Origin of the sequence: Rhizorhabdus phycosphaerae (assembly GCF_011044255.1) — a bacterium.
Classification (GTDB): domain Bacteria; phylum Pseudomonadota; class Alphaproteobacteria; order Sphingomonadales; family Sphingomonadaceae; genus Rhizorhabdus; species Rhizorhabdus phycosphaerae.
In genome coordinates this window covers 1,700,812-1,713,464 of record NZ_CP049107.1, presented here as the reverse complement: position 1 = coordinate 1,713,464, position 12,653 = coordinate 1,700,812, and the positions used below count along the sequence as shown (strand labels likewise).

Here is a 12,653-nt window from a genome sequence, read left to right as displayed (position 1 = left end):
CCGCCGAGAGACGTTGACCGTCCGCCGATGGCCGCTTCTCGACGTCGCCCGAAGCGAACGGGGGCTGCCGGCTGTTCATAGCTGCAACACGTCTCGCCGCCTCAGCGGGCGCGCGAAGAGTTCGGCGAGGTCGCCTGCCTGGTCGAAGCCGTGAATGGGCGAGAAGACCAGCTCGATCGCCCATTTCGTCGTCAGGCCCTCGGCCTCCAGCGGATTGGCGAGGCCGAGGCCGCACACCGTCAGGTCGGGCCGGGCGGCGCGGACGCGGTCGAGTTGACGATCGACGTCCTGACCTTCGCTGATGAGCGTCCCCTCTGGCAGCAATGCCAGTTCCTGTGCGAGGTGGCGGCGGTGGAGATAGGGCGTGCCGACCTCCACCGGCTCCATGCCCAGCTCGGTTGCCAGGAAGCGTGCCAGCGGCACTTCCAGTTGCGAGTCGGGGAGGAAGGTGATGCGCTTGCCCGCAAGTTTTGCGTAGCTGTGTTCGATCGCCCGCTTGGCGCGCTCGCGACCCGGCGCGATCACGCGGCGGAAGTGCATCTCGTCGACGCCGAATGCGGTCGCCGCTGCGTGGAGCCAGTTGGTCGTTCCTTCCGCGCCGAAGGGGAACAGCGCGTCGAGCCGGGTGGCGCCGCGATCTTCCAGCGCCCGCGCGGTCTCACCCAGAAACGGTTGCGCCAGCAGAAAGCGCGTGTCGGGGCCAACCGGCGGCATCGCCTCGGCTCGACGCGCGGGGAGCATGTGGACATGCGCGATGCCGAGCTCGGCGAACAGCCGCAGAAACTGGTCCTCGACCACGTCGGGAAGCGCGCCGACGATCATCAGGCTCGGCACTTCCGTCGTGTCGGCGGGAAGATCGGCCACCAGCGCGGCGAGGCAAGCGTCTTCGCCTTCGGTGAAGGTCGTCTCGATCCCGCTTCCCGAGTAATTCAGGATCTTCGTCGTTCCGGCATGCTTGGTCGAGAGCCGCCCTGCGGCGCGCGACAGATCGAGCTTGATGACTTCGGACGGGCAGGAGCCGACGAGGAACAGCAATTTGATGTCGGGCCGGCGCGTCAGCAGGCGGTCGACCACGCGGTCGAGCTCGTCGTTGCAGTCGGCGAGTCCGGCCAGGTCGCGCTCCTCGATGATCGCGGTACCGAAGCGCGGCTCGGCGAAGACCATCACGCCCGCCGCCGACTGCAGCAGATGGGCGCAGGTGCGCGAGCCGACGACGAGGAAGAAAGCGTCCTGTACCTTGCGATGCAGCCAGATGATTCCGGTCAGCCCGCAGAAGACCTCCCGCTGTCCGCGTTCGCGCAGCACCGGGGCGGCGTTGCACCCCAGGGTCGCAGGGGAGGGCGGGGGCGTCATCCTTCCAGCGCCATCTGTGACGGCGCCGTCAGGCGGGCGACGCGCAGTTTCCACAAGAATTGCCCGGCGTTCACGACGTAGCTTGCATAGGCCGCCAGGGCGAGGAGCATCCGGTCGCGTTCGCTGCCGAAATCCCCGATCAGCATGACCAGATAGGCCGTGTGCAGTGCCAGCACGAGCATGCTGAACACATCCTCCCAGAAGAAGGCGGGCACGAAGAGCCATTTGCCGAACACGACCTTCTCCCAGATCGAGCCGGTGATCATGATCGCGTAAAGAAGCAGCGTCTTGGTGACGATCGACACCGTAGCCGCAAAGGCTCCGTCGCCGGTGGCGAGGTAGCGGAGGACGAGCATCAGGCTGGCGAGGAAGACGAAGAACTGAAGAGGCGCGAGAATGCCCTGCACGAGCGTCCAGCGTGTCGAATCCCGCCGCTGGCGCTGCTCGGCCGTATAGAGCGGCGCGGCGCGTCCACCATTTGCGGAATATGAGTCGTTCGACCGCAGCGCCACGTCGTCTGCCCTTTTCCAGTCAGGTCACAAGGCTACGACCAACTGGCCAAATGTGTCAAACGGAAATGACGTCCAAATTTTTAGACATTTCTTCTCGAAGGTTCATTGCGAGGTTGCTACACATCGAGAACAGGCATACTGTCCGAGTCGTGGGGATGTCGGAGGGCAGTTCCACCAATTGTCTCTGGGGACATCAACCAGCGAGAGGGACGGGCTATGGCGTCATTAGCGCCTCGAGATCCTCAGACCGTTCCTGCCGAACTCGCGCAGGCCCTGGTGCGACTTGCGCCCGATGCGCTTCAACTTGCCAGTTTCCGCAGGGAAGCGACGGCGGCGCCATGTGATCGGTCGTTGTCGACCCTGATCGAAAACGAGATCATTCCTCGCCTGATGATAGCGCATTCTGTTCGCGCGCCCGACGCCGCCGAAGGCGGGGCTGCCCCCGAAGACATCGACACGCTGGCGCGTCTGGCGCTGCAGGTTGATGCCGATGCGCTGCTGAGCCATGTGGATTCGATCCTCGCGCGACGCGTTGCGGTCGATACCATCATGGTAGATCTGGTTGCGCCGGCGGCGCGCCTGCTCGGCGTCTATTGGGACGAAGACCGGTGCAATTTCGTCGATGTCACGATGGGGCTCTGGCGACTGCAGGAGGTCGTTCGCGAGATCGCCGCACGCGTCCCGGCCGATCGCCGCCGCGCCGCCGGAGGCCATCGTGTGCTATTTGCGGCGATACCGGGAGATCAGCACACATTCGGCGCTGTCATGATCGATGAAGTGTTTCGCCACAATGGCTGGATGACCGAGTTGCTGGTGGACTGTTCGACGCCCGACTTGCTACGGCGTGCCAGCGGCGAATGGTTCGACCTTGTCGGATTGACTGTCAGTCTCGACTGCAATATCGCGGCGCTCCCATCGATCATTGCTGCGCTGCGGAATGTTTCCCGAAACCCCGGCCTCTGCATCATGGTTGGAGGGAGGGTATTTGCCGCCGATCCCGACCTTGCGAAACAGGTTGGGGCCGATGGTACCGCCCGCGATGCCAAGCATGCCCTGAAAGTGGCTGCGGATCTTGTCCGTGTCCGTGAAAGGGAAATTTCCGCTTGTAGCTGATATCGTTTTCTGGAAAGCGACGCTCGTCGATGACCACGCCTGTCGCCCCGTCCCTCAAGACCGCTTTTGCGCGGCCAGATATGATGCCGGGACCGTTGTCGGCGGAAGTCTCCGCTGTGCTGATGTCCGCAGTGGGCGACGTTACCTTCATTCTGTCGGGTGTCGGACGCATTCTCGACGTCGCCGTATCGCAAGTCGACCTTGCCAGCCAAGGGTTCGCCGAATGGATCGGCCGGGCGTGGATCGACACGGTCACCGTCGAGAGCCGCCCGAAAATCGAGGAAATGCTGGCCGACGCAGCCGCGGCCGGATCGGCTCCGCGCTGGCGCCAGGTCAATCACCCAACCGCCGGTAGCGACGTGCCCATCAGCTACGTCACGATGGCGTTGGGCGACGAGGACCGTTTGATTGCGATCGGGCGCGACATGCGCAAAGAGGCGGCGATGCAGCAGCGGCTGCTCCGGACCCAGCAATCGCTCGAACGCGACTATATGCGGCTGCGGCAGGTCGAGACGCGTTATCGTCTGCTGTTCGACATGTCGTCGGAGCCGGTGCTCATCGCCGATGCGGCCACGCGACGCATCCGCGAGGCGAACCCCGCCGCGCACCGCCTGCTCGACGCGGCCGAGGGCACGCTGGTCGGCAAGGCGCTGGCGACGATCGTGGATCCGCGCGACCGCGACGATTTCATCGCCTATCTGGGGGCTTCGGAAGCGACCGACGACCTGGCGCCGGCCACTCTTCGGCTGAGCAAGGCGCGCGGCGAAGCCCGGATCTCGGCGCGGCTTTTTCGTCAGGCGCGTGCGCCGCTGCTGCTCGTGCGTATCGCCATGGCCGACCGTTCAGCGTCCGACCATCCCTATGACGCGGCACTCGGTGCTGTGGTGGAGAGGATGCCGGACGCCTTCGTCCTGGTCGACCGGGAATTGAGCGTACTCGCGGCCAACGCCGCGTTCGTGGAGCTCGCCGAGATACCGTCGCTGGAGCGCGCCATTGGCGAAGGCCTCGGCAATTGGCTCGGCCGGCCTGGAATCGACCTTGATCTCATTTTGGGCCAGCTGCGGGACCACGGCATGGTCCGCAATGTTCCCACGATCCTGCGCGGGATGACCGGCGGCGACGAAGAGGTTGAGCTGTCGGGCGTGGTCGCGCCGATGGGCGACAGCGAATGCTATGGCTTCACGATCCGCGCGGTCGCGCGCCGTCTGGATGCTGTGGCGGCTGCTCCTCGCGACGTGCCGCGTTCGGTTGAACAGCTCACCGAACTGGTCGGCCGTATGCCGCTGAAGGACATCGTCCGCGAATCCACGGACGTGATCGAGCGGCTGTGTATCGAAGCGGCGCTTGCCTATACCTCGGATAATCGTGCATCGGCCGCCGAAATCCTGGGCGTGAGCCGTCAGAGCCTCTATTCCAAGCTGCACCGCCACGGGCTGGGCAATCTTGTCGGGGGTGACGACTGATCTGCTGACTGTCAATTTGGTTTGACGCCTGCAGATGTCAGTTATAGCGTTCCGAACATGGAGCGCTTAAAAGATTCTCGTATCGCGACGCCGATCCCATATCCGCGCGATGTGCTGGAATTGCTCAAGCCGGTAACATGGTTTCCGCCGATGTGGGCGTTCATGTGCGGCGTGGTTTCGTCCGGCGTCCCCCTCGTCGATCGCTGGCCGTTCTTACTGGCCGGCGTCATGCTGGCCGGGCCGTTGGTCTGCGGTACCAGCCAGGCCGTGAACGACTGGTTCGATCGCCATGTCGATGCGATCAATCAGCCAGAGCGCCCAATCCCGTCGGGGCGAATTGCGGGCAGCTGGGGGCTGTGGATCGCCTGCATAGGCACGATCCTGTCATTGCTTGTGGCGTGGGCGACCGGCGCGTGGATCTTCGCGGCGACCTGCCTGGGCCTCGCCTGTGCCTGGGGGTACAGCGCGCCGCCATTTCGTTTCAAGACCAGCGGCATCTGGGGCCCGGCGGTGGTCGCGCTGACCTATGAAGGCCTGACCTGGTTCACCGGCGCGAGCGTCATGGCTGGCGGGTTGCCGCCTCCTCCCGTGCTGATCATCCTGGCGCTCTACAGCGTGGGGGCGCACGGAATCATGACGCTCAACGATTTCAAGGCGGTCGAGGGCGACCGCGCCACTGGCTTGCGCTCGCTGCCCGTGACGCTCGGGGTCGGCCCTGCGGCGCGACTGGCGTGCGTGGTGATGGCGGTGCCGCAGGCGGTTGTTTTCACGCTGCTGGCAGCCTGGGGCCATATGCTGTCTGCGGGCATGGTTGCGGTGCTGCTGGGCGGGCAACTGCTGCTGATGCGACGCTTGCTGTCCGATCCGCGCCGGCATGCGCCGTGGTACAACGCGACGGGAACGTCCTTATATGTGCTCGGAATGCTGGCCGCCGCGCTGGGTCTTGGCGGGGTAATGGCGCTGTGAAACCGCTCGGGTGGTTCGGGATCATTCGCCTGGGGCTGGTGCAAAGTGCGATCGGCGCCATCGTCATGCTCGCGACATCGCTCCTGAATCGCGTGATGGTGGTCGAATATATGCTGCCGGCCGCGTTACCGGCGGGCCTGGTCGCGTGGCACTATGCGGTGCAACTCTCGCGACCGATTTGGGGGCATGGCTCGGATCGTGGCCGGCGGCGAACGCCCTGGATCATCTTCGGGATGGCAATATTGGCGGCAGGTACGTTGCTGGCGGTGAATGCGCTCAGCCTGCTCGCCGTGCGGTCGTTCTGGGGCTACGCGCTGGCCCTGCTCGGCTTCTCGCTGATCGGAGCGGGCGTGGGGGCGGCAGGAACGTCGCTGCTGGCTCTGCTTGCGACACGCGTCGCGCCGGAACGGCGGGCGGCGGCGGCATCGATGACCTGGACGATGATGATCGCCGGCATCGTCGTCACGGCCGGCGTCGCGGGTGGACTGATCGACCCCTTTTCGCTGCCGCGGCTGGCGATGGTGGCTGGTGGCGTGGTCACGGTCGCGGTCCTGATCGCGGTCGCTGCGGTGTGGGGCGTCGAGGGTAAACCAGCGTCGGTACGGCCCGAGCCGGCGATGCCGGCGTCCAGCTCCGCGTTCGGCCCGGCACTGCGCGAGATGTGGGGCGACCCTGCGGCGCGCCGGTTCACCGTCTTCGTCTTTCTGTCGATGCTCGCCTATTCGATGCAGGACCTCATCCTCGAGCCCTTCGCTGGCCTGCTGTTCGATTTCACGCCGGGGCAGTCGACCAAATTGTCGGGCGTGCAGCATGCAGCGGTCCTGGCCGGCATGATTCTCGTCGGCTTGGGCGGTGGCGCCTTCGGGGGGCGGAGCCCTGGGGGGCTGCGGATATGGACCGCCGGTGGCTGCATCGCGTCGGCAGTGGCGCTTGTGGGGCTGGCGATCGGCGCACGTTCCGGCTTGGGCTGGCCGTTGACGGCGAACATCGCGTTGCTGGGTTTCGCCAATGGTGTCTTCGCTGTCGCCGCGATCGGCGCCATGATGGGACTGGCGAGCAGCGACAAGGGGCGCGAGGGTATCCGCATGGGGGTGTGGGGTGCGTCGCAGGCGATCGCGTTCGGGCTCGGCGGCTTGTTGGGGGCGGTGGGCGTCGATGCGGGCCGGGCGCTGACCGGCTCGATCCCCGATGCGTTTACGACCGTGTTCGCGGCCGAAGCGCTGCTGTTCTTCATCGCGGCGGGCCTCGCGCTTCGCCCCGTACAGCGCGCGGCGATTCCGATAATGGCCAGGGCGGCATGACCTATGACTGCGTCGTCGTCGGCGGCGGGCCGGCCGGGGCCACCGCTGCAAATGACCTCGCAAAGGAAGGCCGTCATGTCCTGCTGCTCGACCGGGCTGGCCGGATCAAGCCCTGCGGCGGTGCGATTCCGCCACGACTGATCCGCGACTTCGCCATTCCGGAGCACCTCCTCGTCGGGCGCGCGGTCGCGGCACGCATGATCGACCCGCGTGACCAGCGGGTCGATATGCTGGTGGACGAGCGCCGCAGGACCGGCTTTGTCGGCATGGTCGATCGCGACAGCTTCGACGAATGGCTGCGTGCGCGGGCGGAAACATCGGGCGCCGAGCGCCGGACCGGCACTTTCCAGCGTATTGAGCGGGATGCCGATGGTGCAGCGATCGTGGTCTATACCGACAGGCGCGGCGGGGCGGAACAGCGCGTAGCGGCGCGATGCGTGATCGGGGCCGATGGCGCCCGCTCGCGCGTGGCAAGGGCGGTCCTGGCCGATGCCGATCGCATGCCCTGCGTCTATGCCTATCACGAAGTGATAGCGTCGCCGCCTGAGAGCGACCCTAGCTTCGATCGCAGCCGCTGCGACGTATTTTATCAGGGGGCCTTGTCGCCGGATTTTTACGCGTGGGTGTTTCCGCATGGAGATACCACCAGCGTCGGGGTCGGGAGCGCGATCAAGGGTTTCGGTCTGCGTGACTCTATCACGCAACTGCGCGCCCATGAGGGTCTGGATGGCTGTGCGACGATCCGTCGGGAAGGGGCGCCGATCCCGCTCAAGACATTGAAGCGGTGGGACAATGGGCGCGATGTCATCGTCACCGGCGATGCGGCGGGCGCAGTCGCCCCGGCTTCGGGGGAGGGCATCTACTATGCCATGGTCGCCGGGCGCGAGGCAGCCTCTGCGGTCGGCGCCTTCCTTCGCTCGGGCAATCCCAAGGCACTGCGCCGGGCGCGCCGCGCTTTCATGCGTGCCCATGGACAGGTGTTCTGGGTTCTTCGGATCATGCAATATTTCTGGTATCGGAACGACCGGCGCCGGGAGCGTTTCGTGACGATGTGCGAGGACCGCGACGTGCAGAAACTGATATGGCCAGCCTATATGGACAAGCGATTGGTCTACGCACAACCGGCGGCCTATCTGCGGATCTTCCTGAAGGACATGCGCCACCTGTTGCAGACGGCGGGCGGATCGCGATGAGCCGGGCCTGGCTTTTCCCGACTGTCGTCGCCCTGCTCCTTGCGACGGTCGTCGCGTTCATGGGGGCGACCATTACCGATTTGGGGCCTTGGTATCGCGGCCTCGTCCAACCCAAGTGGGCGCCGCCCGATGCGGCTTATGGCATCGGCTGGACGATAATCTTCGCGTTGGCGGCCCTGTCTGCGGTCAACGGCTGGCTGGCGATGCGCTGGAACGAGCGCGAGTGGCTGCTGGGTCTCTTCGCCCTAAACGGGTTCCTCAACATCCTCTGGAGTCTGTTGTTCTTCAAGCTCCACCGACCGGACTGGGCGATGGTGGAAGTGATCGGGCTGTGGATTTCGATCCTCGGGCTGATCGTTTTCATCTGGCGCAGATCGATCATGGGCGCCGTGTTGTTGCTGCCCTATCTGATGTGGGTCACTTTCGCCGGATATCTCAACATGACGATCGTCCGGCTTAACGGGCCATTCGGCTGAGCGGCTGGCTGGCCTGGGCGTTCGCCAGCGGCCATGCCGCGGACTTCGTCCTGCTGGTCATCGCAGCGGAGTTCGTCTGGCTGGTGAAGGCGGGGCGCTGGACTGTGGCCGATGCGGCGCTGCGGTTGTTGCCCGGTGCCTTGATGATGGTGGCCGTGCGCCTTGCACTGGTCGATGCGCCTTGGCTGCTGATCGCGCTGACGCTCGCGCTATCGTTTCCGATCCACCTCGCCGACCTGCGCCGGCGAGGTGGACCGCGCATCACTTGAGTGTTGCGAGGTAGGCGATCACGTCTGCACGCTTCTGTGCATCGGGAATGCCGCTGAACGCCATCTTGGTGCCCGGCACCACGCGCTGCGGACCCTGCAGATACTGGAACAGCTTCTCGGGCGTCCAGGTGATGCCGCTATTCTTGTTGGCCGGCGAATAGGTGTAGTCGGCCACGCTGCCGGCCTTGCGGCCGACGACACCGGCCAGGTGCGGGCCGATCTTGTTCTGGACCGGGTCATGGCAGGTCTTGCAGGCGACGAAGGCGGCTTCGCCCTTCGTCGCATCGCCGGTGAAGCTGGCAAGCTTGGTGCCGTCGGTCGTGTCGGTGTTGTCGGCCGCGGGCGCACCCGAAGCTGCGGGCGCAGCGGCCGGTGCCGGCGTAGCTGCGGCCGGAGCGGCCGTATCTGTTGCGCTTGCCGTCGTCGTCGTATCGGCAGCCTTCTCTTCGGACTTGCTGGAACAGGCGGTCAGCGCAAGCGCCGAAACCGCGGTACAAATGGCTAGTCGACCAAAACGAACCATGGATCCAGATCGCATAATATCGTTCCTCTCAGCAGCATGCTCCCCAGCCTCATCCTCTACCGGCAAGATCAAAATGTCCATGGCCCTTAACAGGGATTGGCTCGACAAAATGCCGCCTGCGCCAGTTGTTTGATCTTGGCGCAGCTATCCACGCCAACGCGGGGACAGAGCTGGCGTCGCGCTTCTCTCGGACGAGCCCCCGCAAAGTCTTGAATTGCATGCCCGCATCCTTGGGCACGACTCGGCGCAATTTTCCCTGATGTCGGGTCGCTCGGCAGTAGTCTGACGAGGCTTTGTAGAAATAGATCTGTAATACAATATGTTATGGCTTTGCGGGATCTTCTCTCGCTAAAAATGCGCAAAGCACAGTGTTGCCAAATGGCATTGAAGACCCAATATGTAGCCATATTGGAGATTGTCCATGCTTGGCCTGCACCCCATCGATACCGCCGTCCCGCCGTTCCGGCCGGAGCCGATCACCCAGGATGAGGCTGCGGCGATGTTCCGCGCGGCGATCAACCTGTTCGGCAAATGGGGCCTCACCGACGAGCAGGCGGCGACGTTGCTCGATATGCCGCTGCGCTCCTATCGGCGGTGGAAGGCCGAGGGGCCGGGTCGGGTCTCGCGGGATGGGCGGGCGCGGCTGTCCAATCTGATGGGCATCCACAAGGCGCTTCGCACGATCTTTGCCGATGCCGGTCGGGTCTATGCCTGGATAAGGGCCATCAATGATGCCTTTGGCGGGGCAAGCGCGCTGGACGTGATGCTGGGCGGTGAACTCACCGATCTGATGCGCGTCCGCCGCTATGTGGATGCTGAGCGCGGCGGCTGGTGATGCCGGCCGATGATCTCCCACAGGTCCGTATCGACTGGAGTAGCGCGGTCCGGATCATCCGCAGCGCCTTTCCGCCGATCGACCTGTTCGAGGATATCGCCGATCCCGCCGACTGGCCGCTGCTGATCTCGGCCGAACAGAAGACCAATCCCCGGCTTATGGCGACCATCGGCAATCTCGATCTGATCCCGGCGGACCGGCGCGTCGGCGGAGCGGGGGCGTCCTATCTGATGGCGCCCTTCACCCATGTCAGCCCGGATCGCCCCAGCCGCTTCAGCGACGGCAGCCGGGGTGTGCTCTATCTGGCCGACGCATTCGAAACGGCGCTGTTCGAGACGATCCACCACCACGCCCGCTTCATGGCGCGCACGCGCGAGGCGCCGGGATGGACGTCGCAGTTTCGGGAGATCGTGATGTCGGTCGAAGCCGATCTGCATGACGTGCGGGGAGATGATCCCCGCTTCGCTGCCGTGCTGAACCGCGACAGCTATGCCGCATCGCAGGCGCTTGCCGAACAACTGCGCGCTGCAGGCTCGGACGGCATCGTTTTTCCGAGCGTAAGGCACGCAGCGGGAGAATGCGTTGCGCTGTTCTACCCGGATTGCGCGTCCAGCCCGGTGCAGGGGCGGCATCTCGATTATCACTGGGATGGGGAGCGGGTCGATCTCGTGCGCGATGCAGGGTCGGGGGCGGTCTTCCGGGTCGTGGAGATGTCGGTTGAACAGCGCTGATTGTTTCGAACGTCCATGGCTCGAGTTTGTTCTGCAAATGTTCTTGAATTGTAGGAGAGTCTATGGCTGCTTCTCCTCCGGATCGCGGCAAGGCCGCTAGCTGGACCTTCCGGGGGAGTAGGAATGGGCAGATCAAAAGGAAATTCAAGGTCTTCGGGCTGGGAAAGCACGAAGGCCGGATTGCGGGGAATCGTAGACTCGGCGCCGTTCGACTTGGGAGATTACGCACCCGCGGTAGTGAATGCGATTATTGATGCGGCACACGGTAAGTCGTTTCAGGCGGCCTATGATCGACGACTGAAGGCGGAACGAGCCCAAAACCGCTATGATGAGGCGGTCCATCCTTACGCGCGCTTGGCAGGCAAGGCAGGCGGGACGATTGCTCAGATAGCCGTGCCCGGTTTGTCACTCGCCAACGTCGCGAGGGCAGAGCGAATGAAGGTCGCGACGCGGTTGCTCGCAAGTGAGGCAGGCAAACTTGCCGGGATCGGAGCGGGTGTCGGCGTGGGCTCGCAAGGCGTGGCGGATGTCCTACGCGGGAAGCGGGGTTCTCTCGGCGAATATGCGGGAAGCGCGGTCGGCGGTGCAGCAGGGGTGGCGGCCGCTCTGGCGGGCAGGCCACAATATGTTGGCGCGGTAACGGGGGGCGTCACAGCTGGCGTTCAGGATCTTCTGGATCATGGGACAGGGTCGCGCCAGGATCTGCTACGTCTGGCCGGCAAGATCAGTGGAGGTGCAGCAGACGGCAACTTTGCAGTGCTTCCGGCCTTCGGGTTGATGCGGAGGGTCGAGAGGTTCTCGCCCAAGAAGAAGGGTGAGTTGGGCGAAAAGCTTGCTCGGCAGCGGACGCGGTTGCGCGGCGAAAGCATCACGCCAGGGCCGCGACGAGAGTATCTCCGGAATGGCAGGTACACCGTGGTCGATCATCGGACCGGGACAGGCGCCGCGGCCGGGATAGTCGAAGCAAAGTTCGGAGTAAGCCACGCCAAGAAGGGGCTCAGCCGTCGGCAGACGACAGCGAGGGAGGAATATGGAGATCTGTATCGCGTCGATCATTTCCTGCCGCGCGATATCCTCGCCGGCGCGTCCGTCCCGACGGGCTCGATCCTTTCTCAGGGACCGCTCAGAATTCGGTCGGACAAACCCGTCAAGAAGGGGAGATAATCATGAGCGTGCATGATAGCTGGATCGCGGTCCGTGACCTTCCGGCCGAGGCCCTGCTCGACCTGTTGGGGCTGGAAGAGACGGGCGAGGAGGATGTCGCCGCTTGTGCGGCGGACCCCTATGCGTGGGGCAGGACCGAGGCGGGCTGGACGATCCTCTATGCCAATTTCAATGGCCTGGCCCATCCCGACAATCTGGGCGCGCTGTCGCGCCATGGTACCGTCATCGCGTGCGACTATCAGGACCAGGTCGACACGCCGAGCGGGTCGATGATCGCAGTCCGCAATGGCAAAACGCTGTGGAAGATCGACGTCGTCGGAGATCTGCTGGAGACCGAAGGCAAGCTTCCACCCGCGTTCGGTCCGATCCATGATCGGCTCAAAGCGCTGCAGGACGTCGATCCGGACAGTCCCTATTTCTGGGATATTCCGATCGATCTGGGCAGGGAGCTATGCGGGTTCAGTCCGTTCGAGAGCGAAGTGCGCTTCCGATCGCTGCGTCCGCGGAAGAACTCGATCTGGCACGGATCGCTGACTCTCGGCGACCACCGGAGCTACCCCGAACCGCCGACGTCTTCTTCCAATGATGTTCTGTGGGATTTGGGCCAATATGCATTGTGGTGGGTGTTGGGCCTGGGCGCATTCTTTACCCTTTTGCATTTCGCGGACAGATAGCACCGCTGCGGTGGTAGCCTAGCTAGCCTTGCACATGCGAATGACTGGCAATAGCGCGTAATGATCGCTATGGGCCGCTC

14 protein-coding genes are annotated in these 12,653 nt (G+C 64.4%); 11 read left to right on the top strand and 3 right to left on the bottom strand.

Annotated features, from left to right (window positions below; translation table 11 throughout):
• Window positions 1-75: 75 nt before the first annotated feature.
• Complete coding sequence (locus G6P88_RS07790) at window positions 76-1,353, bottom strand: ferredoxin:protochlorophyllide reductase (ATP-dependent) subunit N (protein WP_165322639.1); 1,278 nt, start codon at window positions 1,351-1,353, stop codon at window positions 76-78.
• On the bottom strand, window positions 1,350-1,865 hold the full coding sequence (gene bchF, locus G6P88_RS07785) for a 2-vinyl bacteriochlorophyllide hydratase (RefSeq protein ID WP_206335896.1): 516 nt from the start codon (window positions 1,863-1,865) through the stop codon (window positions 1,350-1,352). Before bchF ends, G6P88_RS07790 begins: the two co-directional genes overlap by 4 nt.
• A gap of 216 nt (window positions 1,866-2,081) precedes the next feature.
• Here bchF and G6P88_RS07780 point away from each other — a divergent pair, with 216 nt between their 5' ends.
• From G6P88_RS07780 to G6P88_RS07750, 7 genes are all read left to right on the top strand, one after another.
• On the top strand, window positions 2,082-2,978 hold the full coding sequence (locus tag G6P88_RS07780) for a cobalamin B12-binding domain-containing protein (RefSeq protein WP_165322638.1): 897 nt from the start codon (window positions 2,082-2,084) through the stop codon (window positions 2,976-2,978).
• 122 nt (window positions 2,979-3,100) lie between these two features.
• Window positions 3,101-4,441 (top strand): transcriptional regulator PpsR, encoded by a 1,341-nt coding sequence (ppsR, locus tag G6P88_RS07775; RefSeq protein ID WP_226946822.1) that lies wholly within the window; start codon window positions 3,101-3,103, stop codon window positions 4,439-4,441.
• A gap of 57 nt (window positions 4,442-4,498) precedes the next feature.
• Window positions 4,499-5,407, top strand: coding sequence for a chlorophyll synthase ChlG (gene chlG, locus G6P88_RS07770; RefSeq protein ID WP_165322636.1), 909 nt, complete (start codon window positions 4,499-4,501; stop codon window positions 5,405-5,407).
• Window positions 5,404-6,708 carry a BCD family MFS transporter gene (locus G6P88_RS07765; RefSeq protein ID WP_226946772.1) on the top strand — a complete coding sequence of 435 codons (1,305 nt, stop codon included), beginning with the start codon at window positions 5,404-5,406 and terminating at the stop codon, window positions 6,706-6,708. The genes chlG and G6P88_RS07765 overlap by 4 nt, the downstream gene beginning before the upstream one ends.
• Window positions 6,705-7,901 carry a geranylgeranyl diphosphate reductase gene (locus G6P88_RS07760; protein WP_165322635.1) on the top strand — a complete coding sequence of 399 codons (1,197 nt, stop codon included), beginning with the start codon at window positions 6,705-6,707 and terminating at the stop codon, window positions 7,899-7,901. Before G6P88_RS07765 ends, G6P88_RS07760 begins: the two co-directional genes overlap by 4 nt.
• The gene (locus G6P88_RS07755) at window positions 7,898-8,377 is read left to right on the top strand and encodes a TspO/MBR family protein (RefSeq protein ID WP_165322634.1); all 480 of its coding nucleotides are present in this window, start codon (window positions 7,898-7,900) and stop codon (window positions 8,375-8,377) included. The genes G6P88_RS07760 and G6P88_RS07755 overlap by 4 nt, the downstream gene beginning before the upstream one ends.
• An 83-nt stretch (window positions 8,378-8,460) precedes the next feature.
• Window positions 8,461-8,646 carry a hypothetical protein gene (locus G6P88_RS07750; protein ID WP_226946771.1) on the top strand — a complete coding sequence of 62 codons (186 nt, stop codon included), beginning with the start codon at window positions 8,461-8,463 and terminating at the stop codon, window positions 8,644-8,646.
• Here G6P88_RS07750 and G6P88_RS07745 read toward each other — a convergent pair.
• Window positions 8,639-9,169, bottom strand: coding sequence for a c-type cytochrome (locus tag G6P88_RS07745; RefSeq protein ID WP_226946770.1), 531 nt, complete (start codon window positions 9,167-9,169; stop codon window positions 8,639-8,641). The genes G6P88_RS07750 and G6P88_RS07745 overlap by 8 nt on opposite strands.
• A gap of 421 nt (window positions 9,170-9,590) precedes the next feature.
• On the opposite strand from G6P88_RS07745, the gene G6P88_RS07740 reads away from it, so the two are divergent.
• The 4 genes from G6P88_RS07740 to G6P88_RS07725 all read left to right on the top strand — a co-directional run bounded on the left by G6P88_RS07740 (window position 9,591) and on the right by G6P88_RS07725 (window position 12,573).
• Window positions 9,591-10,004, top strand: a complete 414-nt coding sequence (locus G6P88_RS07740) for an MbcA/ParS/Xre antitoxin family protein (protein ID WP_165322632.1) — start codon at window positions 9,591-9,593, stop codon at window positions 10,002-10,004.
• On the top strand, window positions 10,004-10,735 hold the full coding sequence (locus tag G6P88_RS07735) for an RES family NAD+ phosphorylase (RefSeq protein ID WP_165322631.1): 732 nt from the start codon (window positions 10,004-10,006) through the stop codon (window positions 10,733-10,735). The genes G6P88_RS07740 and G6P88_RS07735 overlap by 1 nt, the downstream gene beginning before the upstream one ends.
• 123 nt (window positions 10,736-10,858) lie before the next feature.
• The gene (locus G6P88_RS07730; protein WP_165322630.1) at window positions 10,859-11,899 is read left to right on the top strand and encodes a hypothetical protein; all 1,041 of its coding nucleotides are present in this window, start codon (window positions 10,859-10,861) and stop codon (window positions 11,897-11,899) included.
• Window positions 11,900-11,901: 2 nt separating this feature from the next.
• The gene (locus tag G6P88_RS07725; RefSeq protein ID WP_165322629.1) at window positions 11,902-12,573 is read left to right on the top strand and encodes a hypothetical protein; all 672 of its coding nucleotides are present in this window, start codon (window positions 11,902-11,904) and stop codon (window positions 12,571-12,573) included.
• The last annotated feature ends 80 nt before the right edge of the window (window positions 12,574-12,653 follow it).

Coding starts and splice junctions, on each gene's coding strand:
- G6P88_RS07730 (WP_165322630.1), top strand. CDS start 10,859: ATGGGCAGATCAAAAGGAAATTCAAGGTCTTCGGGCTGGGAAAGCACG.
- G6P88_RS07755 (WP_165322634.1), top strand. CDS start 7,898: ATGAGCCGGGCCTGGCTTTTCCCGACTGTCGTCGCCCTGCTCCTTGCG.
- ppsR (WP_226946822.1), top strand. CDS start 3,101: ATGTCCGCAGTGGGCGACGTTACCTTCATTCTGTCGGGTGTCGGACGC.
- G6P88_RS07745 (WP_226946770.1), bottom strand. CDS start 9,169: ATGGTTCGTTTTGGTCGACTAGCCATTTGTACCGCGGTTTCGGCGCTT.
- G6P88_RS07735 (WP_165322631.1), top strand. CDS start 10,004: ATGCCGGCCGATGATCTCCCACAGGTCCGTATCGACTGGAGTAGCGCG.
- G6P88_RS07780 (WP_165322638.1), top strand. CDS start 2,082: ATGGCGTCATTAGCGCCTCGAGATCCTCAGACCGTTCCTGCCGAACTC.
- chlG (WP_165322636.1), top strand. CDS start 4,499: ATGGAGCGCTTAAAAGATTCTCGTATCGCGACGCCGATCCCATATCCG.
- G6P88_RS07760 (WP_165322635.1), top strand. CDS start 6,705: ATGACCTATGACTGCGTCGTCGTCGGCGGCGGGCCGGCCGGGGCCACC.
- G6P88_RS07740 (WP_165322632.1), top strand. CDS start 9,591: ATGCTTGGCCTGCACCCCATCGATACCGCCGTCCCGCCGTTCCGGCCG.
- G6P88_RS07725 (WP_165322629.1), top strand. CDS start 11,902: ATGAGCGTGCATGATAGCTGGATCGCGGTCCGTGACCTTCCGGCCGAG.
- G6P88_RS07790 (WP_165322639.1), bottom strand. CDS start 1,353: ATGACGCCCCCGCCCTCCCCTGCGACCCTGGGGTGCAACGCCGCCCCG.